This is a genomic window from Streptomyces sp. TM32 (assembly GCF_004122755.1).
GTDB lineage: Bacteria > Actinomycetota > Actinomycetes > Streptomycetales > Streptomycetaceae > Streptomyces > Streptomyces sioyaensis.
This window is the reverse complement of the sequence record NZ_SDIG01000020.1, coordinates 36,328-60,674: the sequence shown is the minus strand read 5'-3', so window position 1 is coordinate 60,674 and position 24,347 is coordinate 36,328. Positions and strand designations below refer to the sequence as shown.

Annotated in this window: 21 protein-coding genes; 11 read left to right on the top strand and 10 right to left on the bottom strand. The window is 70.6% G+C overall.

The annotated features are described in order from the left end of the window. Window positions 1–58 precede the first annotated feature (58 nt). From EST92_RS07635 to EST92_RS07625, 3 genes are all read right to left on the bottom strand, one after another. Window positions 59–2,917 carry a SpoIIE family protein phosphatase gene (locus EST92_RS07635; RefSeq protein ID WP_254068611.1) on the bottom strand — a complete coding sequence of 953 codons (2,859 nt, stop codon included), beginning with the start codon at window positions 2,915–2,917 and terminating at the stop codon, window positions 59–61. Between the two features lie 236 nt (window positions 2,918–3,153). Then, window positions 3,154–4,122: a cyclase family protein gene (locus tag EST92_RS07630; protein WP_129280167.1), complete on the bottom strand. Its 969-nt coding sequence runs from the start codon at window positions 4,120–4,122 to the stop codon at window positions 3,154–3,156. Window positions 4,123–4,160: 38 nt separating this feature from the next. Next, on the bottom strand, window positions 4,161–6,248 hold the full coding sequence (locus EST92_RS07625; RefSeq protein WP_129280166.1) for a SpoIIE family protein phosphatase: 2,088 nt from the start codon (window positions 6,246–6,248) through the stop codon (window positions 4,161–4,163). A 566-nt stretch (window positions 6,249–6,814) separates the two neighbouring features. Between EST92_RS07625 and EST92_RS07620 the strand changes: the two genes are divergently transcribed. The 6 genes from EST92_RS07620 (at window position 6,815) to EST92_RS07595 (ending at window position 11,690) form a co-directional block, all read left to right on the top strand. Then, window positions 6,815–8,026, top strand: a complete 1,212-nt coding sequence (locus EST92_RS07620; RefSeq protein WP_129280165.1) for a WXG100 family type VII secretion target — start codon at window positions 6,815–6,817, stop codon at window positions 8,024–8,026. Window positions 8,027–8,092: 66 nt separating this feature from the next. Continuing rightward, the gene (locus EST92_RS07615) at window positions 8,093–8,377 is read left to right on the top strand and encodes a hypothetical protein (protein ID WP_129280164.1); all 285 of its coding nucleotides are present in this window, start codon (window positions 8,093–8,095) and stop codon (window positions 8,375–8,377) included. After that, window positions 8,374–8,973 (top strand): hypothetical protein, encoded by a 600-nt coding sequence (locus EST92_RS07610; protein ID WP_129280163.1) that lies wholly within the window; start codon window positions 8,374–8,376, stop codon window positions 8,971–8,973. Before EST92_RS07615 ends, EST92_RS07610 begins: the two co-directional genes overlap by 4 nt. 122 nt (window positions 8,974–9,095) lie before the next feature. Further along, on the top strand, window positions 9,096–9,812 hold the full coding sequence (locus EST92_RS07605; RefSeq protein ID WP_129280162.1) for an alpha/beta fold hydrolase: 717 nt from the start codon (window positions 9,096–9,098) through the stop codon (window positions 9,810–9,812). Between the two features lie 623 nt (window positions 9,813–10,435). Beyond that, window positions 10,436–10,861, top strand: coding sequence for a universal stress protein (locus EST92_RS07600; protein WP_254068609.1), 426 nt, complete (start codon window positions 10,436–10,438; stop codon window positions 10,859–10,861). Between the two features lie 64 nt (window positions 10,862–10,925). Continuing rightward, entirely contained in the window at window positions 10,926–11,690 is a 765-nt protein-coding gene (locus EST92_RS07595; protein ID WP_129280160.1) for an MgtC/SapB family protein, read from the top strand. Between the two features lie 81 nt (window positions 11,691–11,771). Here the strand turns inward: EST92_RS07595 and EST92_RS07590 are convergent, their stop codons facing one another. After that, on the bottom strand, window positions 11,772–12,392 hold the full coding sequence (locus EST92_RS07590) for a DNA polymerase ligase N-terminal domain-containing protein (RefSeq protein WP_129280159.1): 621 nt from the start codon (window positions 12,390–12,392) through the stop codon (window positions 11,772–11,774). A gap of 372 nt (window positions 12,393–12,764) precedes the next feature. On the opposite strand from EST92_RS07590, the gene EST92_RS07585 reads away from it, so the two are divergent. After that, window positions 12,765–13,586: a Rieske 2Fe-2S domain-containing protein gene (locus EST92_RS07585; protein WP_129280184.1), complete on the top strand. Its 822-nt coding sequence runs from the start codon at window positions 12,765–12,767 to the stop codon at window positions 13,584–13,586. A gap of 52 nt (window positions 13,587–13,638) precedes the next feature. Here EST92_RS07585 and EST92_RS07580 read toward each other — a convergent pair whose 3' ends face one another. The 3 genes from EST92_RS07580 to EST92_RS07570 all read right to left on the bottom strand — a co-directional run bounded on the left by EST92_RS07580 (window position 13,639) and on the right by EST92_RS07570 (window position 16,553). Continuing rightward, window positions 13,639–14,427 carry a DNA-formamidopyrimidine glycosylase family protein gene (locus EST92_RS07580; protein WP_129280158.1) on the bottom strand — a complete coding sequence of 263 codons (789 nt, stop codon included), beginning with the start codon at window positions 14,425–14,427 and terminating at the stop codon, window positions 13,639–13,641. Between the two features lie 273 nt (window positions 14,428–14,700). Next, window positions 14,701–15,597, bottom strand: coding sequence for a serine hydrolase (locus tag EST92_RS07575; RefSeq protein WP_129280157.1), 897 nt, complete (start codon window positions 15,595–15,597; stop codon window positions 14,701–14,703). Next, window positions 15,594–16,553 carry a LysR family transcriptional regulator gene (locus EST92_RS07570; protein WP_129280156.1) on the bottom strand — a complete coding sequence of 320 codons (960 nt, stop codon included), beginning with the start codon at window positions 16,551–16,553 and terminating at the stop codon, window positions 15,594–15,596. The genes EST92_RS07575 and EST92_RS07570 overlap by 4 nt, the downstream gene beginning before the upstream one ends. A 238-nt stretch (window positions 16,554–16,791) precedes the next feature. On the opposite strand from EST92_RS07570, the gene EST92_RS07565 reads away from it, so the two are divergent. From EST92_RS07565 to EST92_RS07545, 4 genes are all read left to right on the top strand, one after another. After that, complete coding sequence (locus EST92_RS07565) at window positions 16,792–18,246, top strand: penicillin-binding protein 2 (RefSeq protein WP_129280155.1); 1,455 nt, start codon at window positions 16,792–16,794, stop codon at window positions 18,244–18,246. A 173-nt stretch (window positions 18,247–18,419) separates the two neighbouring features. Then, complete coding sequence (gene bla / locus EST92_RS07560; RefSeq protein ID WP_174243952.1) at window positions 18,420–19,337, top strand: class A beta-lactamase; 918 nt, start codon at window positions 18,420–18,422, stop codon at window positions 19,335–19,337. Window positions 19,338–19,642: 305 nt separating this feature from the next. Beyond that, window positions 19,643–20,497, top strand: a complete 855-nt coding sequence (locus EST92_RS07555) for a dienelactone hydrolase family protein (RefSeq protein ID WP_129280153.1) — start codon at window positions 19,643–19,645, stop codon at window positions 20,495–20,497. Window positions 20,498–20,968: 471 nt separating this feature from the next. Then, window positions 20,969–21,382 carry a cytidine deaminase gene (locus EST92_RS07545; RefSeq protein ID WP_129280152.1) on the top strand — a complete coding sequence of 138 codons (414 nt, stop codon included), beginning with the start codon at window positions 20,969–20,971 and terminating at the stop codon, window positions 21,380–21,382. Between the two features lie 158 nt (window positions 21,383–21,540). Here EST92_RS07545 and EST92_RS07540 read toward each other — a convergent pair whose 3' ends face one another. From EST92_RS07540 to EST92_RS07530, 3 genes are all read right to left on the bottom strand, one after another. Next, entirely contained in the window at window positions 21,541–22,182 is a 642-nt protein-coding gene (locus EST92_RS07540; protein ID WP_129280151.1) for an NUDIX domain-containing protein, read from the bottom strand. Window positions 22,183–22,211: 29 nt separating this feature from the next. After that, a complete protein-coding gene (locus EST92_RS07535) occupies window positions 22,212–23,561 on the bottom strand; it encodes an MFS transporter (protein WP_254068607.1) in 1,350 nt (449 codons plus the stop codon). A gap of 123 nt (window positions 23,562–23,684) precedes the next feature. Next, the gene (locus EST92_RS07530) at window positions 23,685–24,218 is read right to left on the bottom strand and encodes a GTP cyclohydrolase I (RefSeq protein WP_129247534.1); all 534 of its coding nucleotides are present in this window, start codon (window positions 24,216–24,218) and stop codon (window positions 23,685–23,687) included. Window positions 24,219–24,347 lie beyond the last annotated feature (129 nt).

The following is a 24,347-nucleotide window of genomic DNA, read 5'->3' as shown; positions in this document are numbered from 1 at the left end:
CGGTATCGGCAATTCCGCCATGGTACGGCCCGCTGGGGCTCCGCGACCGTATGGCCCCCTAGAGCGCGGGGATGTCGTCGAAATACCTCTCGGCGGCGTCGGCGTTTCCGGGCGCCTCCAGCGCGCACTCGGCCCAGATGACCTTGCCGTCGGCGGTGTAGCGGGTGCCCCATGCCTGGGCGAGTTGGGCGACGAGGAACAGGCCGCGGCCGCCCTCGTCGGTGCTGGCCGCGTGGCGCAGGTGCGGGGCGGTACTGCTGGTGTCGGAGACCTCGCAGATCAGCGTGCGGTCGTGGAGCAGGCGGACCCGGATGGGGCCGTTGCCGTAGCGGACGGCATTGGTGACCAGCTCGCTGAGCAGGAGTTCGGTGGCGAAGACGACCTCCTCCAGCCCCCATGCGGCCAGTTGGCGGGTCACGGCGGCGCGGATACCGGAGACCAGCGACGGGTCGGCGGGCAGCTCCCAGGTGGCGATCCGCCGGGGGTCCAGGGCGTGGGTGCGGGCGACGAGCAGGGCGATGTCGTCGTCGGGGTGCTCGGGCACCACCGTCCGGACCACTTCCGCGCAGGTGTCCTCGGGCGACCGGCCCGGGTGAGCCAGCGCCCGGCGCAACTGGTCGAGGGCCGTATCGACGTCACGGTGGCGGTCGCCGATGAGCCCGTCGGTGTACAGGACGAGCCGGCTGCCTTCGGGGAGGTGGAACGCGGCGGTCTCGAAGGGGAGACCGCCCAGGCCCAGGGGCGGGCCGGCGGGCAGGTCGGGGAAGGTGACGGTGCCGTCGGGGCGGACCAGCGCGGGCGGGGGATGGCCGGACCGGGCCATCACGCACATCTGCGAGGTGGGGTCGTAAATGGCGTACAGGCAGCTGGCGCCGATGATGCCGGTGCTGTCGCAGGAGGCGTCCTCGGTGGTTTCGTCCCGGTCGAGGCGTCCCACGAGATTGTCGAGGTGGGTGAGGACTTCGTCCGGGGGGAGGTCCAGTTCGGCGAAGTTGCGCGCGGCGGTGCGCAGCCGGCCCATGGTCGCGGCGGCGTGCAGCCCGTGCCCGACGACATCCCCGACGACGAGGGCGACGCGGGTGCCGGAGAGCGGAATGACGTCGAACCAGTCGCCGCCGACCCCGGATGCGGCCGGCAGGTAGCGGTGGGCGACCTCGACGGCGCTCTGTTCGGGGAAGCGCTGCGGCAGCAGGCTGCGCTGCAGGGCGAGGACCACGGTGTGTTCGCGGGTGAAACGGCGGGCGTTGTCGACGCAGATGGCCGCGCGGGTGGCGAGCTCCTGGGCCAGCGAACGGTCGTCGTCCCCGAAGGGGGCAGGGTCCTGCGAGCGGTAGAAGCTGGCGATGCCCAGGGCGATGCCGCGGGCGAGGAGGGGCACGGCGATCAGGGAGTGGATGCCGTGGTCGAGCAGCTGCCGGGTGTGTGCGGCGTCCTGGGCGATCCAGTCCGTGGCGACGGTCAGATCGGGTTCGAGGATCGGCTGACGGTCGGTCAGACACCGGATCTGCGGGGTGGTCGGGCGAAGGGTGACCCGTCCACCGGCAGGGTAGAAGGGGCAGTCCGCACGGATGCCGTGGACCACCGTGCGATGCAGGCCGGTGTGCAGGTCGGTCGGCTCCTCGCCGCGCAGCACCGCCTCGGGAAGGTCGATGGTGACGTAGTCGGCCAGCCGCGGGACGGCCATCTCGGCGAGTTCCCGGGCGGTACGGCTCACGTCCAGGGTGGTGCCGATCCGGGTACTGGCCTCGGACAGCAGCTCCAGCCGGCGCCGGGCCGCCACGGCGTACGAGCCCACCCCCGGCTCGCCGATCAGCACCACCCCGCCGGTCGCACCGCCGGTGGCCGGTTCGGTGGTGCCGGCCGTGCCCGGCGGACGGGCCGTCGTGACCGGCCGGCCGGGTTCGGTGGCGTAAAGGTGTCCGGGCGGCCCGGGCGGCGGAACGGCGGGGGCGGCGGCCTGCGGCGCCAGGGCGCCGGGCGGGGCGCCGACGTCGGTGAGGACCGCGAGGTGCCGATGCGGGGTGGGGAGGACCGCCTCGATGACGATGCCCTCCAGTCCGGAGGAGCTGATCACCGGGCGGCTCAGCAGGGTGGCCCGCCGGCCACCGGGCAGGAAGACCTCGACGGCGGCGCGCTGGGCGGAGGCGATCAGATCCGCGGCCTTCTCCTTGAGGATCATCTCGTCGCGCCAGTCCAGCCCGGTCCCGGCTGCCTCGTCGAGCTGACCGTTGCCCGTCGTCTCGCGGGCCGGGGCGCGGCTCCTGGCGTCCAGGTACGCCTGCAGCAGGGCGCGTTCGCGCATCGAACTCTGATCCAGCAGCCGTCGTTCGATGGCGCCCGCCGCTCGGCTGATCACGGTGTTCAGCGCCGCGTCCGCCTCGGCGGGCGGGTAGCCGAAGCACAGGACGCCTTCGATGCGTCCGCTGAGCGGGTCCCGGACGGGGATGGCCGCACAGGCATTGGTCTGCGAGCGTTCGGCGAAGTGCTCGGCGCCGTAGACGGTGATCAGCTGCCGTTCCGCCAGCGCCAGTCCGATGCCGTTCGTCCCGCCGAACTGCTCGGCGAACACGAAGCCCGGGACGCTCTGGATCGCCGCCAGATGCCTGACCAGTGAGGCTTCGCCGAAACGGCGTTGCAGCACCGTCCCGTGTCCATCGGCGAGGCACACGTTCATGTTTCTGCCCGTGAACCTGGCCTGGAGCCGGTCCAGCACGGGGCCGGCGGCACGGACGAGCCGGCCGTCCAGATCGATGTCCTGACGGAAGGGGAGCTCGCACCCCTCCGGGGTGAGCCCCAGGGACCGGGAACGCTGCCAGGAATTCAGGATCGGGCTGCGCACGGTCCCCTCGACCGGCCCACCGTGAAGGAACTGGTCACGGGCGCGTGCGGGGCCGAAGTCGCCTGCCCCAAGCCCCATGCCGATCACCTGCCACATCGGTACGTGCTGCTATGGCCGCCCGTCCGCCCGTCGGAGCAGCTGCACCGTCAGGTCTAATTGTAGAGCTTTGTACATATATCGGTAGCTAGTACGGACGGGGTGGACGGTGGGGGTGCAGGGGCCTGGGCCGGTCGGCTCACGGGTCGCGGCCCCGCTCCCGCCGACGGGGAGACCGGGCCGGCCCGCCGCCGCGATAACGACGACGACCTCGGCCGTCACAGGACCGCGACCGGCGTGACCGGCGAGCCCGTGCCGCCCGGGATGTGCAGCGGAGCCACCACGAGGAGGAACGTGTAACGGCCCTCCTCGGCGCCGGCGGCGGAGAGCGCTTCGAGGTCGAGGTTGTCCAGGAGCGGCACGCCCATCGCGGCGAGGGCGAGCGCGTGGACCGGCGAGTGCAGGCCCTCGACCGGCGAGGGCCGGACATCGCTGTCGCCGTCGCCGCCGAGCAGGGCGATACCCCGCCCGGCCAGCAGGGGCATGGCGTCCACGTGCAGCCCCGCGCTCGCCTCGCCGGGGTCCCAGGCGCCCTCCTCCTGGCGGCGACGGAGGCTGCCGGTCCGCAGCAGCACCGCGTCGCCCGCGCCGATGGTCACGCCGAGCGCCTGCTCCGCGGACACGATGTCGTCGGCGTGCACCGCCCGTCCGGGCGTCAGCCACCGGCAGCCCAGAACGGCCGGCAGGTCGAGGAGTACGCCCCTGGTCACGAGGGAGCCCAGCGCCGAGACGGCGCCGAAGCGGGCCCCTCCGGCGTCGACGCAGTCCCGCGCCGTGCGGCCGTCGTAGAGCTGCCCGCGGTAGGCCACGTGGGACAGCGCGTCCAGATGGCTGACGGCCTTGCCGTGGTAGTCGACGGCGATGAAGTCCTTGTGGGTGGACGGCTCGGCGGCTTCGAGGTCGCCGAGGTCGGACATGTAGTGCAGGGCGGGCCGGCTGTTGTCCGGTCCGGGGGAGGTGTCCCAGGGGCGGGCCATCGCGATGACCGTGCCGGAACGGACGAGGGCGGTGGCCCGCCGTACCAGGTCCGGGGTCACCCGGTTCCAGGCGCCGCGGTCGGCGGGGGTCCAGCGGCCCCATGCGCGGACCGTCGCGAACAGCGCGTCGAACTCCTGGCGGGAGACGGCGGGCCCGTTGTCCGTACCGGCCGGCGGCGGCGTCGGTGTATCGCTGGGGTGGTCGGTCATCTGCTCAGCGCTCCAAGGGGGACGGGCCGGGTGCCGCGCTACGAGCCGGGGCCGAAGGGTTGGGTGCGGGCGATGAGCAGCGCCACATCATCGGGATCGTCGGGACGCCGGAGCTCGGCCAGGAGCCGGTCGCAGGTCTCCTCCAGGGAGCGGTCGGGCGCGTCCAGCAGGCGGCGAAGGGTTTTGAGCCGCTCGTCGATGGGGTGGTGGCGGGTTTCGACCAGTCCGTCGGTGTACAGGACAAGTTGGTCGCCGGGGGCGAGGCCGAAGGTGACGGTTTCGAAGGGGACGCCGCCGACGCCGAGCGGGGTGCCGGTGGGCAGGTCGAGGAGTTCGGGGCGCTTGCCGCGACGTACCAGGACGGGGGGCAGATGACCGGCGGTGGCGAGGTGGCAGGTGGCGTCGTGGGGGTCGTAGGTCGCATAGACGCAGGTGGCGATGTAGTGCTCCAGCCCTGAGGTGATCTTGTCGAGGTGCTGGAGGACCTGGGCCGGATCGAGGTCGAGGTCGGCGAAGGCACTGGTGGCGGTGCGCAGCCGGCCCATGGTCGCGGCGGCGTCGATACCGCTGCCCATCACGTCGCCCACGACGAGCGCCGTCTTGTCGTCGTCGAGCGGGAGGACGTCGTACCAGTCGCCGCCGATCTCGTAGGTGGCCTGCGCGGGCCGGTACCGGGAGGCGATCTGCAGACCGGGGAGGTGCGGCGGATGGTCGGGGAGCAGGCTGCGTTGCAGCGTCTCGGCGGCGTTGCGCACGCTCTGGTGGGAGCGGGCGTTGTCGATGCACACGGCCGCGCGGGAGGCCAGCTCGACGGCGAGGGCGAGGTCGTCCTCGCCGAACGACTGCGGGTTGCGGGCCCGGGTGAGCCCCAGGCAGCCGAGGATGTGGCCGCGGGCGATGAGCGGGGCCAGCAGGTAGGAGTGCACTCCGGCGCGGGCCAGCAACGTGGCCGCGTGGTCGCTGCGGGCGATGCGTGCCAGGTCGTCGCGGTCCGCGTGGGAGACCAGGATCGGGCGCCCGGTACGCACGCACTGCGTGGCCAGGCGGTCGGCCTCGTAGGCGGCGGTCTGGCCGGGAGGGTCGGCGGCCTGGAGCGCCACGGTGGGGTAGGCGGCCTTCACGGCGAGCGCGCGGAAGACCGCGGGGCCCTCACCGCGGGCCCGGCGGTGCTCGTCCAGGACCGAGTCGAGCACATCGACCGTGACCAGGTCGGCGAGTTCGGGCACGGCGACCTCGGCCAGCTCCCGGGCGGTCTGCTCGACCTCCAGGGTGGTGCCGATGCGCGCCGAGCCGTCCGCGATCAGGGCCAGGCGCCGCCGGGCTTCGGTGGCCTCGATGGCCGCCTGATAACGGTCGGTGACGTCCACCACCAGGTCGGCCACTCCGAGCACGCGCCCCTGGGGGTCCTCCAGCCGGTACAGCGAGATCGACCAGGCGTGCTTGTGCTCGGGGTCGGAGGGCGTCCGGCCGACGACCGTGGCCTGGTCGACCATGGGGGCCCCGGTCTCCAGGACCTGCCGCATCGCGGCCTCGGGCACCTCGAACTTCGCGGCGGTCATGATCTCGCGGTAGTGCCGGCCGAGATGGTCCTTCGCGGGGATGCCGTGCATCCGTTCCAGAGCGGGGTTGACGGCCACGTAGCGCAGCTCGGTGTCGAGGATCGCCAGCCCGATGGGGGACTGCGAGATCAGCCGGGTGGACAGCGCGACATCGCGCTCCACCTCGCGCAGCGTCGGTGAGTCGGTGGCGAGCCCGAGCGCGTAGAACTCGCCGTGGTCGTCCGTCAGCCGCATGGTGCGCAGTTCCACCAGCCGTGCGGCACCGTCCTTGTGCCGGACGGGAAAGGTGCCGGCCCAGCTCGTGCCGGTCTCCATGACGTCGGCGAACTTCTTGATCACCAGGCTCCAGTGCTCCTGGTGGATGAGCAGCGGCGCCGCGTACTGCCCGAGGGCTTCCTCGGCGGAGTAGCCGTACAGCTCCTCGGCCTGCGGGCTCCAGAGCACGATCCGCCCTTCTTCGTCCACCAGCACCGCGGCGACCGCGAGCAGGTCCAGCAACCCGCTCGGCTGCGACGACCTTCCGTCCGGTTCACCGGCGTCAGCGGGACGCAGGTCGGCTGCGCTCACCCCGGCACTCCTTCCGTCTGCCGGACCGGGGCCCCTTCCCCTCGCTCCGCTCCGTGGCCTGCCCACCTGTCCGTCCGGTGGCCTGCCCTGCCCGGCGACTGCTCCGGCTTCCATGGTCCTCCTGGAGCGCCCGACCGCACCTCCGTCCGGGCGTGTACCGGCCGGCCCCGCCGCCGGGTGCCCAGCCGCTGCGCCCCCGCGGCGCGCGCGCTCGGAATGGACGCGACGCGCGGATTTCCCGGGACAACTGCCGTGTGAGTTCTGAAATGTTCCCCGTTCCCCTTGCCCGGAAATTCGAGTTTCTGGCGCAGGGCGGGCGGCGTGCGCAAAGCCCTCGGCGAGTCCGCCGTCCGTAAGGCAAATGAACGGCAAATTGTTAATTAAGCAACCTTTGGGGCCGCGGAAACTCCGACAAAAGAAACCCATGGTCAGACCGCAACTCGCGATACCTAACCTCCCTATGGGCCTCGCTCACGGGGCACACGAGTACGTCGCGTCACCGGGTGTGTGCGGATACCGCCGCACCCGATGCCTTTTCATGCAACGCCCAACGGGGAGGGTCCTTCATGTCGGGATTTCAGGCGCCATCGCAGGATGAATTTCATGAGTATGCCGGTCTTACGTCCAAGCAGGCCGGTCATCTCGCCGCCATCCAGAGCTACAGCGGTCACCATTGCCGCAAGGACGACGATCTGGACGGCCTGCTGCTGCCCCTGCGCCTGCTCGTGCCGGCGACCGCGGACTACTTCTCCGGCAAGCTCGCCCAGTGCCACCGTGGCATGGGTGTCATCGAGGACAAGATCCACCGGACCGGCAGCGACTACGCCACGGCCGATCACCAGGCAATGACGGACCTGCACTCCATATACCCGGGGGCGATCTCCCACTTTCCGAACATCGGCAGCCTTCCGGGCGCCTCCCGGGCCGCCAACTTCACCGATGAGGCGGTCTCCCTCAAGGAGCCGGCCAACGCGGCGGAGACCACCGCGAAGAACATCCACCACCAGCTCATGATGCTGGGTCTGAAGAGTGAACTGAAGACCGCTGACAAGGTGTTCAAGTTCTTCACCGGCCAGAGCCTGATCGAACTCCTCCTCAAGCCGCTGACCGGCGACTACGGTCGGCTGATGGCGCTGCACGACGCGTACGACAGCGTCGGCGAGGCCGTCTACACCGTCGCCGGAACCCTGCGCAAGGGCTCCTGGGCCCTCGGAAGCGAGTGGAAGGGGCAGACCGGTACGGCCTTCGACTCCTATCTGTTCCGCTGGACGATGGGCATCGGGGGCGTCGGGGACGCCGCCAAGACCGTGGCCACGGCGTACAAGGACGCCTACGACGTCGTCATCGTCCTCGTCCACCAGGCCCTGCGGAAGCTTGAGGACCTGATCCAGCAGGAGATCGAGCAACTGGCCAAGCAGGGCGCGGAGATGCTGGCCGGGGATGCCGCCATCGAGGCCGTCGGACTCGGCCCCGAGGACCCGCTGGCGGACGTCGGCGCCGGTCTGTACTCGGCCTACAAGCTCTACGAGATGTACAAGACCATCAGCAAGATCATCACCATCATCAATGTCATCGAGGGCATCTACAAGGCGATCGAGGCGGCGATCAAGGGGATCGAGTCCACGGTCAAGAAGGTCACCGAGGCGCTGAACTCCCCGATGCCGACCGTCGACAGCCTGATCGACGACGTGGAACGGCGGGGCTTCGAGTTCGAGAAGAGCGGTGGCTGGAGCGCCACCGCGGGCGCCGCCCGCATCGGCATGCTCCCCGCGGCCTGAATACCGGGCCGAAGGACCGGGATCACCGCCCGCCCCCTCTCACCCTCCCACTCCCAGGAGCGCACCATGTCCGCGTACCACTCCCTCAACTCCCCGTATCCCGGGACGCCCGAGCCGCCCCGGGACCCCGCCGCCGAAGAGCGGATCGCGGCCACGGACCGGCTCGGTGATGAGCTGCTGGAGCGAAAGACCGCCCGCCAGGACGAGGTCACCAGGGAAATCTACGATCAGCTCCGGGCCGGTTCCCAAGTGGACGACATCAAGCACCTCATCGCCAGGCTGAGCCGGGCGGGCACCGAGGACGCCGCCAACCGGCCGGACGCCGGGCGAGCCAGGGGCGGCCGGCCGTGATCGAGTCACTCAACTCCTTCACCGTCAGCGTCGAGTACGCCCGCGCCCACACCACCTTCCTGGTGCGGGCGGACGGGCAGCGGGAGCCGGCGGCCCGGGTACACAGGGAGGTGCACTACGAGGGCCTGCGCCCCTACACCGTCACCGCGGGACCTGGCCTGACCGAGTGCGTCGGCCACCTCAACGAGTGGAAGGCATGGCTGCCCGACCGCACCCTCGTGGGAACCGTGGAGCACAGCCGCCGCACGAACAGTGCGGACCGCTGGACGTTCGCCCAGCACGACCTCGGGGAACTGACCGGCGCACCGGTGGGCGCCGGCAGCCGGCTGCGCCATGCCTCCCCCTTGCGGATGGCCTTCGACGCCGTGCAGGTCAACAACGTCCTATCGCACCGCCTCCGGTTCCGCTCGCACGAGTCCGAGGGCTTCGAGCTCTCCCGGCCCGCCGGAGTCCGTTCCGGGTACGAGGTGACGGTGCACGATCCCCGCGTCAGCCGTCTCCTGGTGCTCGCCTGCCTCGTGCAGTTCAACCGGTATGTCGCGTCCGACCCGCGCAAGAACCTGGTCGACCTGGTCTCCAACCCCCTCAAGGAGTGAGCGCGGCCCGGCTCCCCTGCCGGTCCGTGAGCCAGCCGGTCATCGGTGCCACAATCGCCGAGGCCGCCCCGCGGGGTGCGCCCGGTGGTGTGGTCCGGCCGGTGAGGGAGAGGCTCTGAGCCATGGCGACGTTCGTCCTCGTCCACGGAGCGATGCACGGGGGATGGGCCTGGCGCGAGGTACGGGCGCGACTCCAGCGAGCCGGGCATCTGGTGTTCACCCCGACCCTCACCGGGCAGGGCGAACGCCGTCAGTCGCTCACGCCTGCCGTCGGCGTCGAGACGCACCTCGCCGATCTCACCGAGCTGCTCTGGTTCGAGGATCTGCGCGAGGTGCACCTGGTGCTGCACAGCTACGCGGGAATCCTCGCCGGGCCGTTGGCGCAGCGGGCCGGCGACCGACTGGCCGGCCTGGTCTTCCTCGGCGCCTTCCTCGCCGGTCCCGGGCAGTCCCTGCTGGACGTCGAACCGGCTGAGACCGCTGCCCGCTACCGCCGTACGGTGGCCGCCGGGGACGGGTGGCGGCTCCCGGCGAGCCCGGACTTCCTCGACCTGTGGGGTGTCACCGACCCCGACCTGCGCGCATGGGTCGCACCGCGGCTGACCGACTTCCCGCTCCGCTGCCAGACGGACCGGGTCGACCACGACCCCTCCGCCCTCGACCGGATCCGCAAGGTCTACGTGCGGCACACCGCCCCGCCCCTGCCGAGCCTGACGGGCTTTTACGAACAGGCCCTGGCCGCCGGCTGGGAGACGTACGACCTGCCGTGCGGACACGACATGATGCTCGCCGCGCCGGAGGCGACAGCGGATCTGCTCTCTCGCATCGCCGGGGACTGACCGGCCGGGCCCCGCTGTGCCGGCCCCGCCGTGTCCGCTGTGCCCGGGCCCCGGCCGCGCGGGACGTAGGGCCCGAGGGAGGTGCCGAAGGGCCCGACGGGGCGGGCACTTGGCCCCGCCCCGCAACCGGGACCGGTCGCCCCCCTGATCAGGCCGATCGGACGTGGTCCTGGGCGGCTGGGTGGGCTCTACTGAAAGTGACGAGGAACACAGGGCGAGGAGCACGAGCAACACAGGGAGTGCGGCGCAACGGAGACTCCGTGCACCGCACAGTCAGGGCCCGCGGGAAGCGGGCAGCCCTCCTCGCCACGTTTCAGGCCGTCGTTTCTCCATGTGAGGGTGGCGCGCCGTCCGTGCCTTCGGTACGGGCGGCGCGCGGGGCCGTACACACCCACTGGCCCGCCCACCCGCGGCACGTCCGAGGAGGGGAGAGGGACGACACGGCCGACCGAACCGGCGATGCCAGGAAAACCGTCCGGGCACGCCCAGTTGCGGAGGTGACCATGAACAGCCGGCCGAACGGACATGACATCCAGCCGAGCGGAAGCGGCACCCAGCCGAGTGGAAGCGACAATCAACCGAGCGGAAGTGACAGTCAGCCGGACGGACATGAGTGCATCGTCGTGGGGGTCGACGGCTCGGAGTCGTCCAAGAATGCCCTGCACTGGGCGGTACGCCAGGCGGAGTTGGACCACTGCACCGTCCACGCGGTGCTGGCCTGGGAGTACCCGCCGCAGTACGGCTCGATCGGCTGGATCAACGCACCACAGGAACTCGCGACCGACCTGGAGGTACAGGCGGATCAGACTCTGGACGGCGCCATCAGCGAGGTCGTCCGCGCGCATGACGCCCCGCGGGTCTCTGCCACCGTGGCGTACGGGAGACCCTCCGGTGTGCTCCACCACGCGGCGCGGGACGCTTCGTTGCTGGTCGTGGGCCGCCGCAGGCGCAGGGTCCTGGGCGCGCTCGGCGGATCCCTGAGCCGGCACGTCACCCGGCGCGCGCCGTGCCCGGTGGTCGTCGTCGGCGAACGGAGCCGGCGGGCCTAGGGGGTGCGAGTGGCCCACGCGCTGCGAGCGGCAAGGGATTGCACGCAGAGAGAGAATCGCCGATATGTCTTTCTCGTACCTCTCCGCCGCATTGTTCGACATCCACAATGGTCAGGGGCTGCGCCAGTTCACCGAGTTGGCGCTGGCCCTGCTGCTGTCCTCGCTGATCGGTCTGGAGCGTCAGGCGAGACAGCAGAGCGCCGGACTGCGCACCCATACGCTCGTCGGGGTGGGCAGCGCGCTGTTCATGGAGGTGTCGATACATGGCTTCAGTTCGGTACTGGGCACCACGGGCGTGACGCTCGACCCGTCCCGGGTCGCCGCACAGGTCGTCTCCGGCATCGGCTTCATCGGCGGCGGCCTGATCTTCGTCAGGAAGGACGCGGTCCGGGGGCTGACGACAGCCGCCACCGTCTGGCTGACCTGCGCCATCGGCATGGCCTGTGGAGGTGGCCTGCCGCTGCTGGCGATCGGCGCGACGGCCGTGCACTTCCTGGTCATCCGTGGCTTCCCGAAGCTGTCGGACCGGGTCTCCGCGTCCTCGCCCCCGTCCCTGGCCCGCATCGAGCTACGCGTCAGCTACCGCTCACGCCACGGGGTGCTCGGACACCTGCTGGAGACCTGTACCGGCAGCGGCTTCCGGGTCACCAACGTCCGGACGGAGACGGGTGCGGCGGAGGAAGGCGCACCGGTTGACGAAGGCACCCCGGCCGAGGTGGTGCTCCGCATGGAGGGGACGGCGTCCCCTTACGCGCTGGTCGAGAAGCTGTCCGAACTGACGGGGGTGTACGGGGTCACGCTGGGACGGCAGGGCGACAGTCCGGAATGAGCCCGTCCGTCGCCGGTTGCGGACGTGCGGGAGTCATGCGGGGTCATCCGGGGGCATCCGGGGGCATCCGGGGGCGCTCCGTCAGTCGGCGTCCTCGGCGTCCTCGGCGGCCACCTGCCGGAGGGTGCGGCCGCTGTGTACCGACCGGGCCCGCCAGGGGCCGGGGGTGCCGCCACGACCGGCCCGGTCGTCCTTCTCCTTCACCAGCAGCCAGGCCTCGCGTGCCCCGGAGTCCTTGCCGCCACGGAACCGGGTGAGGGCGTAGCCGCCGCGGAGCTTGCGGCCGTCCAACCAGAAGGAGGCGTGGCCGTCCTCCAGCGACTGGCCGAACGAGAGCGTGCGGCCCTTCTTCTTCCGGGCCAGCGGCCGGTAGGTGCCCTCGTCCCAGACGATCACGGTGCCCCCGCCGTATTCGCCCCGCGGGATGACGCCCTCGAACGTGCGGTACTCCAGCGGATGGTCCTCCGTCGGCATCGCGAGCCGTTTGTCCTGGGGGTCGGTGGAGGGGCCCTTGGGGACGGACCAGGATTTCAGCACGCCGTCGACCTCCAGCCGGAAGTCGAAGTGCAGCGTGCTCGCGTCATGGATCTGCACGACGAAGCAGGGGGCCTCGCCGGCGTCCGCCTGCTCGCCCCGCGGCTCGCGGGTGCGGTCGAAGTGCCGTTTGCCGCGGTACGCCGTCAGTCCGTCGTCGCCGCCCACGTGACCGCCTTCCCTTCCGTCCGAGGGCACGTCTCTCACTGTGGCGCGCGACGGGCGGGGCCGCATGCGCACACCCGGCGGCGATCATCCGGGCAGCCCCTTCGACGGGCGAGTGCGGCCCGGCTTGTGCATGCTTTTCTGGAGCCCTGGGGACACCGGCTCGCATGCGCCGAGACGTCCCAGGACGTCCCCCTCTCGGGCTTCCACGTGTTCCGCGTGTGCCGTGTTGTCTGTTCCGTGCTTTCTGTGTGTTCCGTGTTTTCCAGGTTTTCGTGCCCAAGCAGGTTTTCGTGCCCGTGAAGGAGGCAGCACGTGGAACGTGACAGGTCCGGCGAAGCCGCGTTCCTGAAGCCGCTCGACGCCCTGGGCGACATGCAGGTACTGGATCCGGTGATCAGCGTCCTCCAGCGGGCGGTACGGGCCGTGCCGTGGGGGCGGTACCGCGATGTGCTCCACGGCCGCCAGCTGGGACATCCGCTCCACCCGGCCCTCGTGCAGCTCCCGATGGGGGCCTGGCTGTCCGCCGCGCTGCTGGATGCCGTTCCCGGTACGCGCAGGAGCGCACGGCTTCTGGTGGGCGCGGGCCTGGTGGCAGCCGTGCCCGCCGCCGTGTCCGGCTCCGTCGACTGGGCGGAGCAGCAGCCGCGGCAGATGCGCACCGGGCTGGTGCACGCTGCCTCGAACGTGATGGCTGTCGGGCTCTACGCCGGCTCGTGGGTGGCGCGCGGCCGTCGTCGGTACGGCTGGGGCAGGGCCCTGGGGTACGCGGGGCTGGGCATGGCGAGCGCCGGCGCGATGCTGGGCGGCCACCTGGCATTTCGGCAGGCGGCCGGGCCCAACAAGACGGAGCCGGTGCCGTACCTCCTGGAGCCCGGGTGGCAGGCCGTGGGCGCGGTGGAGGACTTCCCCGTCGGTGAGGCGGTGCGCAGGGAGCTGGGGGAGGTGCCCGTGCTGGTGGTCCGGGAGAGCGGCGAGGACTTCTCGGTCCTTGCGGACAGGTGCAGCCATCTCTCGGGGCCGTTGTCCGAAGGCAGGATCGTGGACGGCTGTGTGGAGTGCCCCTGGCACGGCAGCGTTTTCCGGCTGAAGGACGGCTGGAACGTGCGCGGCCCGGCCACCGCCCCGCAGCCTTCCTTCGAAACCCGGGTGAGTGCGGGCGGCGTGGTCGAGGTGCGGCTGCCGGGCGCCGGCTGACCCCACGGCCCGGCCCGAAACGCCGGCTCGGACGGTCGGCGGCCCGGGCAGCTCAGACCGCGGTCGGCTGACACCGCGGGCACCACACCGTGCGTCGGCCGGCCGTACGCCCGCTGCGGAGCCGTTCGCCGCAGCGCGGGCAGACCGGATCGGCATCGTCACGGCGGCCGGTGAGCCACGCTCTGCGCGGCGGTACCCGGCCGGCCGCCACCGCCGACCGCAGCGTCCGGCGCATGCTCGCGTACAACCGGGCCAGCTCCTGGCCGCCGAGGGTGCCGACAGGCCGAGCGGGGTGCAGTCGCGCACGCCACAGGATCTCGTCGGCCAGCAGGTTGCCGAGGCCGGCCAGGACCGACTGGTCGAGGAGCGCCGACTTGATGCCGCCGCGTCGGCCGGCCAGCGCGTCCTCGAAGCCGGGGCGGTCGACCGACAGTGCGTCCGGTCCCTGACCCTTCATCATGTGGGCCACCGCGGATTCGTCCGCCAGCCAGAGACCCTTGAGCTTGCGCTGATCGCGGTAGCGGAGCTGCCGGTCGGGCCCGACCGTGAAGGTCACGCGGTCATGAGGGTGCAGCGCCTCGGTCGGGGTACAGCAGAGGAGCTGCCCGGTCATGCCGAAGTGCAGCATCAGGGTCGGGCCCTGCTCGGTGGGCGCCAGCAGCCACTTTCCCCGCCGCTGGGGCTCGGCGAACCGCCGCCCCTCCAGCGAGCGCCGCAGTCGGCGGGCGCTCACACCGTGGAGCACACCCTCGTCGTACACATCGATCCGCCGCAGCGGGGCGCCCCGCGCGCAGGAATCGAGAACCCTGCGGAAGGCCTCCACATCGGGCAGCTCAGGCATCCAGCCCTCCGTCGATGGTGCGCGGGAATCCTTCGGGCGAAGCATGCGGGCCCCAGTCGCGCTGCCCGGCGGCTCCCGCCGGCCACGTACCGGGAAAGCACCGCACGGATGTCACGAGTTCCCGGCCCTCCCCGGGGCTAACGAACCACCACGGGAATTGCTCCGGATGCACCCGCCGGCACCCGGGTGCGCAGTGCGGAGCGTTCTACAGGTGCCTGGCTTGCTCGGCCCGTCATCGCCGGACAGCGCGCGTCCTACCGCGGATCCCCGGGACTACGTGGCCGACCGGCGCCGTGTGCGGGGCGCCCGGAGGGCGTCGACGGCGATACGGGCGGCGGTGCCGATGACCGCGTCGGCCGCGGGGAGGGTGGCGGCGGTGTTGGCGGCCCGGGTGAAGACGGCGACGGCGTAGCGGCCGCCGTCGGGGTATTCGACGACGCCGACCTCGTTGCGCAGCGTGGGGAGGCTGCCGGTCTTGCCGGCGACGTGCACGTCGTCGAACGGGAAACCCGAGGCCAGGCGGTGCGGCCACACCTGGAGCCCGAGGAGCCGGCGGATGGCGGCGCCGTGGTCGGGGGTGCCGGCCTCGTCACGCCAGATGCAGGACAGCAGGCGGGTCATGTCCCGCGGGGTGCTGCGGTTGGTGCGGGCGGGGTCGAGAGCGGTGAGCCGGGTGATGGTGTGCGGATCGCTCAGCGCCTGTGTGCCGCTCGGTCCGGCGTCCTTCTTGATGGTGTCGAGGAGTTGACGGAAGGTGTGGACGGCGAGGGTGTGGGCGAGGCCGAGCTGCGTGGTGGTGCGATTGACGGCGTCGAGGCCGACCCGTTCCAGGAGGAGATCGGCGGCGATGTTGTCGCTGACGCTCATCATCAGGTAGGCGGCGTCGCGCAGTGACATCCGCGCGGGATCGAGCATGGCGCCCAGGCCCGTGCGCCCGAAGGTGCGGCCGGTGGGCGGCACCTCGATCTGGTCGGTGAGGTCGAAGTCGCCTTGTGCGGCGCGCTGGTGGAGGGCGACGAGCAGGCAGAGCTTGTGGACGCTGGCCGTGACGACCGGATGGTCGGGGTGGAGACCGACCTCCGCGCCGGTATCGATGTCGCAGGCGTGCAGCCAGCCCGTGACAGCCGCGTCCGCGAAGGCGGTTCGGATGTGGTCCTGGGTGCGGGTCATAGCCAGTACTCCGCTGTGGGGCGTAGGTGGAGAGGGGACAGGGGCTGGTCCATGCTCACTGTGTCAGTGCCCCACAGCGCCTCGGTGACCGCTTCGGCGAAGGCGTCGACCGCGGCGTCCCGGTGCCCCTGGCGCCAGGCGACCGAGTGACGCCAGGCCAGGGGAGTGCCGGCCAGGTGGCGCCAGATGATCTGCGGGTGTGGTGGCGCGGGCTGGGTGTCCCTGGGACTGAAGGCGACGGCCTGCGAGGAGAGGATCAGGCCGCGGATGAAGCTCGGGCTCTGGCCGTGGCGGACCGCGGTGGGCGTGTAGCCGTTGCGGGCGCAGGTGGTCAGCAGCTCGTCATGCAGCGCGGGGGCATCGGCCCGCGGGAAGAGGACAAGGTCATGGCCGGTCAGGGCGGCCAGTGGCACGTCGGTCAGCTGGGCGGCGGGATGGTCGTGCCGCAGGAGGACGCCGAGCTCGCGCCGCAGCAGGGGGCCGATCTCCAGCCCGGACACGTCGCAGGGATGGTGCACGAGCCCGACATCGAGGGCTCCCGCGCCGAACCGGTCGAGTTGCTGGGCGGTCGTCAGCTCGTGCAGCTCCAGCTCCGTGCCGGCCTGGCGGTCCGCGAAGTCCGCCAGGAGCGCGGCGATGGTCTCGCCGGAGACGTCGGGAGGGAGCGCGGCGCGCAGCAGTCCGCTCTCACCGTCGCGGATCCGGCGCGCGGTGGCCAGCAGCGCTTCGGACCGGGTGAGGATCTCGCGCGCCTCCGCCAGCAGCAGGGTGCCGCCGTGGGTGATCGTCACGTGTCGGCTGGAGCGCTCGAAGAGCCGGATGCCCAGTTCGCGCTCCAGGCGCTGGATGCGCTGCGACAGCGGCGGCTGGCCCATGCCCAGGCGCGCTGCCGCCCGGCCGAAATGTGACTCTTCAGCAACAGCCACAAAGCACCGGAGATGCCCCAATAGGTCCATGAGCAGCAAGAATATCAAAAGCATATGGATACGTGCACGATATGCATCTTGGACACGAACGGCTCCCTGATGCTCTTCTCGGGGCATGTCCGCATCTTCCGATTCGCATCGGCGCGGGGATCCCGTCACGGCGCGGTCCTCGCCGCCTCGACGGCCATGGCCCCGGCGTCGACGTGGCGCAGCCCGGCAGCGGTCCGCAGCCGGGCGCCCGCCCGCGGCAGGAAAGCCGCGCCACGGCATGAACAGACCACTGCGCCGGCTTGCGGTCTGCTTCCTGGTCATGGTTCTCGCCCTGATGGGGAGGGCCACCTGGATCCAGTTCTTCAAGGCGGACACGTACCGGTCCGACCCGCACAACCCGCGCCTGGCCATCGACCGGTACAGCCACCCGCTGGGCAACATCCTCGTCGACGGCGCCCCGGTGACCGGATCCGCGAAGACCGGCGGGACGCTGGCGTACAAGCGCACCTACACCGACGGGCCGCTCTACGCACCGATCACCGGCTTCTCCTCCCAGATCTACGGGAGCACTCAGCTGGAGGGCGTCTACCGCAAGGTCCTGGACGGCAGCGACTCCCGCCTTGCCCGGCCCTCGGACACCCTCCTGCGCAAGCAGCCCAAGGCGGGGGACGTCAGTACCACCGTCGACGCCCGCGTGCAGAAAGCCGGTTATGCGGCGCTGAAGGGGAAGAAGGGCGCCGCGGTGGCCCTCGACCCCGCCACCGGCAAGGTGCTCGGCATGGTGTCGACCCCTTCCTACGACCCCGGAGCCTTCGCCGGCTCGTCCGCTGCCGACCAAGCCGCCTGGGACAAGCTGGAGAAGGACAAGAACAAGCCCAACATCAACCGCGCCATGCGGCAGTCCCTGGCTCCCGGCTCACCGTTCAAGGTCGTCGTCGGTGCCGCCGCGCTGACCTACGCGCCCGGCACCTACCCCGACGTCGACAGCCGCACGGACGCCGACAGCCCCTACCCGCTACCCGGAACGAAGCGCTCGCTGCCGAACGAGGACCCCACGGCCCCGTGCAAGGACGCCACCCTCCGCGTGGCATTCCAGTACTCCTGCAACAACGTCTTCGCCAAGGTCGCCAACACCCTCGGCCAGGACAAGATCCAGCAGATGGCGGAGAAGTTCGGCTTCAACGACCCCAAGCTGGACATCCCCGTGCGCGCCGCGAAGAGCGTCTATCCGACCGGCATGGACAAGCCCTCCGAGGCCATGTCGGGCATCGGACAGTACAACGACATGGCCACCCCGCTGCAGATGGCCATGGTCGCCTCCGCCGTGGCCAATGACGGGACGCTGATGAAACCGATGATGGTCGACAAGCTGACCGACGGCAGCGGCACCAGCATCCAGAACTTCCAGCCCACGCAGTACAGCAAGCCCGTCACGCCCACCGTCGCCCGCTCGCTCCAGTCCGCCATGCAGACCGTCGCCACATCCGGAACGGGAACCGGTGCGCAGATTCCGGGACTTACGGTCGGTGCGAAGACGGGCACCGCACAAAACGGCGTGAACAACAGCGGCACCCCATACGCCTGGTTCCTCTCCTGGGCAAAGAACCCCGACGGTAAGAAGGTTGCCGTCGCCTCCATCGTCCAGCAGTCCGACGCCGCGCGCGCGGAAGTGTCCGGCGGCAGCCTGGCCGGCCCCGTGGCCAAAGCGATGATGAAGGCCGCACTCCAGTGAGTGGCCGCCGGTGACAGGCCACCGCGGCAGTCCCCCCGCCACTCGCACAGTGCGACTGAAGTCTTTTCCTTGACCGAAGTCTTTTCGCTGACCGAGGTCTTCCCCGACCGAGGCCCCTTCCCTGTCCTAACTCCCCAAGTCCCTAAGTTCCTTGATTTCAGAAGGAGATGACTGTGCACGCCACAGGAACGAACACCTCTCGGCGTACCGTGCTCGCGCTGGGTACCGGGGCCTTACTGGCCGTTGCCACGCCCCTGAGGGGCAGCGCGTACGCCGAAACGCCGCGTGCCGACGAGCTCTCGCGCCGGCTGACGGACCTTGAGCAGCAGCACTCCGCCCGCCTGGGGGTGTTCGCCCACAACACCGCCACCGGCCGGAGCGTGCTCCACCGCGCGGACGAGCGCTTCCCCATGTGCTCGCTCTTCAAGACACTCGCCGCCGCGGCCGTCCTGCGGGATCTCGATCACCACGGCGAGTTCCTGGCCAAGCGCATCCGGTACACCCAGAAGGACGTCAGGGACGCGGGCTACGCACCGGTCACCGGTACGCCCGAGAACCTCGCCCGCGGCATGACGGTCGCCGACCTGTGCGCCGCCGCGATCTCCGCCAGCGACAATGCTGCCGGCAACCTCCTGCTCCGTGAGCTGGGCGGACCGGCCGCGATCACCCGGTTCTGCCGCTCGATCGGGGACCGGACCACCCGGCTCGACCGATGCGAGCCCGACCTGAACTCGGCCGAACCGTGGCGTATCACCGACACCACCAGCCCCCGCGCCATCGGACAGACCTACACGCGCCTCACCCTCGGTACCGCGCTGACCCCCGAGGACCGCAAGCGGCTCACCGGATGGATGCGGGCCACCACCACCGGCGGCGAGAAGTTCCGGGCCGGCCTGCCGTCCGACTGGACCGTCGCGGACAAGACGGCGGGCGGCAAGTACGGGACCAATCACGACGCGGGCCTCACCTGGCCGCCCGGTCGCTCACCGATCGTCATGGCCGTCCTGACGACGAAACGCGAGCCCGATGCGGCGGCCGACAACCCCCTGATCGCCGAAACGGCCGCGTTGCTGGCCAAGGCCCTCACCTGACGCCCGGCGATCGCACCCTTACCAACTGCCGTTTAAGTCATGGCTGTTGGCGGAAGCCCCGACCTCTTCGGCTCCACCAAGACGGCCGATGGGCCCCCGGTCGGTGCGGCGAGTTGTCGGTGTGAACCCGGCGCGCCCGCGCAGCAAAAGCGCGGGCGCGCCGGGAGGCTCGCTGGGTAGTCTCACGTCGCACCCCATCGATGCACCCCATCGATGCACCCCATCGATGCACCCCATCGATGCACCCCATCGACGCACCACAGCGACTCGCCCCATCGCCCCCCCCGACCAGGACGGTGGCCTCCATGGCAGATCACGATCTCACCGGGTTCGACCGCGGCACCTTCACCCATGACGGGAGGACCCGCCGGATCCTGCGGCGCGGCACGGGACCCGCGGTGATCGTGATGGCGGAGATTCCGGGGATCACGCCCAAGGTGCTGGAGTTCGCGGAACGCGTGGCCGCCCTCGGCTGCACCGCCGTGCTCCCGGTGCTCTTCGGCAAGCCCGGCCGCGATGCCAACCCCGCGGCCCACGGCCGGCTGAACTCCGCGCTCTACACGGCCTCGTCGATGTGGCAGGTGTGCGTGAGCCGGGAATTCACGGTGCTGGCCACCGGGAAGACCTCCCCTGTGGTGACCTGGCTGCGAGCCCTGGCCGCGCACGAGCATCTGCGTTGCGGCGGCCCCGGCGTCGGAGCCGTCGGAATGTGTCTCACCGGCGGCTTCGCCCTCGCGATGGCGGCCGACGAGCGTCTGCTCGCCCCCGTCGTGTCCCAGCCGTCCCTGCCGCTGGCCGTCACCAGGAGCCGGGCCGGCACCATCGATGTCTCCCCCGAGGACCTCGCCGCCGTCCGGGGCCGCTGTGAGCGTGCGGGCCTGCGGGTCATGGGGCTGCGCTTCCGCGGCGACCGGTTGGTGCCGGGCGACCGGTTCGCCCATCTGCGCCGCGAACTCGGTGCGGCGTTCACCGCCGTCGAACTGGACGCTTCCGCCGCGAATCCCGACGCCGTGCTGCCGCCGCACTCCGTACTGACCGAGCACCTCATCGACGCACCCGGCCAGCCGACCCGCGCGGCGCTGGACGAGGTGCTCGACCTCCTCCGCACCCGCCTGCTCGATGAGCAGCGCCGCGACACGGCCGCGGTGCAGGGCACCTGACGCAGAACACCGGGTCGGGGCCGGTCAGGACGCCGTCGGACCGTCACCAGAACAGCGCGCACGGCAACCAGCACGGCGGCGGCAGGCGTCGCCGACCGGACCTCCGCCGTCAGCTGACGATCGCCAAAGGCCGGACTTCCAGGACTGCGTCCGTGGGCCGCCACCTTCGGACCTTTCCCAGACCTCTACTCGGCCTGGACAATCACGAGATCGCCGTCACCCTGGGCATCTCCCACCCCACCGTCTCCCTCCACGCCAGAAGAGCGCGGCAGAGGCTTCGCGACTCTCTGGGACTCTGAGTACGCGGAAGGCGACCCCGAAGCCGTCCTCTGCCTGGACGAGTTCGGCCCACTCACCATCGATCCCTGCCCCGCCGCTACCTCATCCGGCGGAATCACCCCTCCGATATTCGCTTGCGCTCCCGCGTCACTCGGGTTCAACGTCGCCTGACACCTGACGAAGGCAGAGAAGATGACCACGCAGACCCACCACGTCGACCACGAACTCATCCGGACCGCAGCACACGTCGCCCGCACTCGTTGCCGGGGCGACAACCACACCATGGCTGCCGCAGCCCGCGCCCAGGACGGCCGGATCGTCACCGCGGTGAACGCCTACCACTTCACCGGAGGACCCTGCGCCGAGCTGGTCCTCATCGGCGCGGCAGCCGCCCAGGGCGCCTACGAACTGGACACGATCGTCGCCGTCGGGGATCGCGACCGGGGGGTTGTCCCCCCGTGCGGCCGGTGCCGACAGGTCCTCCTCGACTACTTCCCCGCCCTCAAGGTCATCGTCGGCAAGGACGATCGCCTCCGAACCGTCCCCATTGCCGACTTGCTGCCCGAAAGCTACGTCTGGGCCGACCATCAGCTCGACACCGAGTAGACCGCGTCACTCAGCGCGAGTTGCCGCCGTCAGCCGACAACCGGGGAACGTTGTCTGATGCGCCACCGGTTCGCGGTACGGCCAGGTGGACCCCGGCCGGCGCGGCATCACCGGTCGGATTCCCGACGACGGGCTCCCGCTGCGTTGCGCTGCCCCACTCACCCACTACGCGGGACGGCTGAGAGGAGGCGTTCGGAGTGCTGCCCGATGATGCGTTCCACCGCGAACGTCGTCCGGGAGGAGCGTGCTTGGTCAAGAGTGAGCCAGACGGGGCATTCGCCTTCCTCGTTCACGGTCACCTCCCCATGGGCTCCCGCCTCCCCCTGCTCATCGACCTCCAGCAGATAGGCGTGCCAACGATGCGCGTCGGAGCCCCTTCTGCACTCGTCTCCCTTCAAGTACTCGTCCGCAACGGGCCGGAGGTCCCGGTTCGAGACGCGGATGCCCACCTCTTCCCATAGCTCCCGCGCGGCCGCGCCCTTGGGTTCCTCCCCGCGTTCGACGTGGCCTGCGGGGACGGTCAATGAGTAGGGAAAGGCAGTTCGCTGGAAGAAGAGAAACCTCGTTCGGCGGTCGCGTACGAATACACCGGCGCTCTCGTGCCAGTACTCGCCGTCCGCATCGGTCCACCAACAGATGCGGGGGTCGACGACGATGGCTCGTTCCGCCTCGCGGCCGCACGTCGCGCAGGTGCAGCGTTTCCTTCCGTCCACGACGATCCAGGTGACCGTCTCGGCGTGGCAGTACAGGCAGTACTCGCCATAGGCGTTGGCCCGCAACCGAAGGAAGTCGATTTTCATGCTGCCCTTTCCGAGGTGAAGGACTGCCGTCAGCAGCTACAGCAGCCGGGAGCGCCACATGTCGGTGGCTCGGTCACGGTCTCGTGCAGCGGGGACGTGCTGACGTCCGCCGCCTTCCCCAACGGTTCCGCTCCTTCCCTCATGTCCATACCCTCCGGTGCCTCGCGTGACGGGGACACGCCGGCCGCCGAACCAGTGGCGGACGGGCGCGCCGTCGTCAGCAGCAGAACCGAGCCCAGTCCACCGAAGACCAGGGTCGCGGCAGCGACGGCGCCCCATCCCGCGGCAGCGATGACCAGCCCGAAGAGCGGTGGTCCCAGCAGCGTCCCCACACTGCCGAGCTGGTTGAGGATGCCATTGGCGATATCGACCTGCTCAGGACGGCTCACCGAGGCGGGGACGGCAGCGAAGACAGCGGAGATGAGCAGTCCGTCGACGACAAGAACAAGCGTGGCCGCTCCGCCGCTGACCGCGAGGGGGAATTCGGCCGAGAACGCGGGGAGGCAGGCCACCGGCATCAATGCGCCGAGCGGGACCAGCGAGGAGAGGGCCGAGCCGCGCCGCAGCAGCCAGCTGGCGGCGAGCCCTCCGAACGCGCTCCCCAGGCAGACGACTGCCATCACGGTACCGGTCACCGTCGGCGTGGCCTGCCGGTGCTCGGTGAGGAACTGCGGAAGCACCATCACCACGGCGACGCTGACCAGCGCCAGGCTTCCGTACGCCACGCCGAGCCGCAGCACCCCGTTCCAGGCGCCGGCTTCGCGGGGAGCGCGCTGGACCGTCGTCCTCGGCAGCCGAGGCAGGACGGACGCCAGCACTCCGGCCATGATCAGCGGACCCACTGCTGTGAGGGCCAGCCATTGGCTCCACGTCCACCAGGGCGCCAGGGCTCCGCCCGTGACCGCGGCGATGGCGAGCCCCGTCGGGACGCACGTGCCCCACAGCGCGAGCGCTGCCGCTCGGATGCCGCCGTGAGTCACCTGGGTGAGAACGACCGGACCCGCCACGAACACCAGCAGGTAGCCGACTCCTTCAGCGACACGTGCCCCCAGCAGCAGCCCCCAGGACCGGGCGGCCGCGCTGCCGGCGGCTGCCACCGAAATCGTGAAGAGGCCCCAGGACAGGGCCCGTTGGGCGCCGAAGCGGCGGATCCACCATCCCGCCGGGATACTGAGGAGGGCTCCCACGGCAGTGATGCTCGAGGTGGCCCAGGCGAGCGCACCGGCGGACAGCCCCAGCGCCGAACGCAGGGCGGAACCCGCCGGTGAGACGGCACCCAGGCTGACCGCCGCCAGCACGCCGGCCAGCCATGTCGCCAGGGTGTACTTCCAGGGCGACGTCGAAACGCGGCGGTGGCTGCCTCTCTTCCTGTCGGGCACGGGTTCTCCTTGTGCCGGGCCGACGCGTGGTCCCGCGCGGTCGGCCGTCGAGGGACGGGATGACCGAGGGTCGCGTGGCGGGAGGGTCGACACTGAGCACACCTCCCGCCACGCGAGTCCGCATCAGTCGTCCAGGCCGAACTTGGCCATCAACTCCTGATCGCCTGCCACATAAGAGGTGTCGGTGGTCACGGTCTGGTCGGAAGGACCGCGGCTGCACATGCAGAGGTGGCGGCTACGGGAGGTGACTCTCACGGCCTGTGCGCCGCCGGAGGACATGATTTCTTCGGCGATGTCCTTGACGAGGTACTCCTGGATCTGGAAGCGCCGGCTGAACGCTTGAACCAGACGCGGGAATTTCCCGAGTCCGAGGATGCGGTCACCGGGCACGTACGAGATGTTCACCTTCCCGAAGAACGGCAGGAAGTGGTGCGCGCAGATCGAGAAGAAGTTGTTCTCCTGGATACGCACCACGCCGGTGTGCTCGCCGTTCACCGTGCAGGTGGTCTTGAGAATCTTCGACGTGTCGATCTCATAGCCACTCAGCAGCTCTCGATAGGCCCGGACGATGCGGTCCTCGCACTCCGGCCCGCTGTACCACCCGAGTGCTCTCGTGTCGGTGGTGACATTTGTTTTGAGCCATTCTTCAATGGTCACTTGCGGCCTCCATTCCTGCTCGCACCAAGGGATCCGAAACCCGGTGGAGGCTTTTCACTATCCACCCGCTCGCGTTCATTGAGAATATACATTCATTAGCCCGCACCCGATCAGAGCAATGTGCGGGTG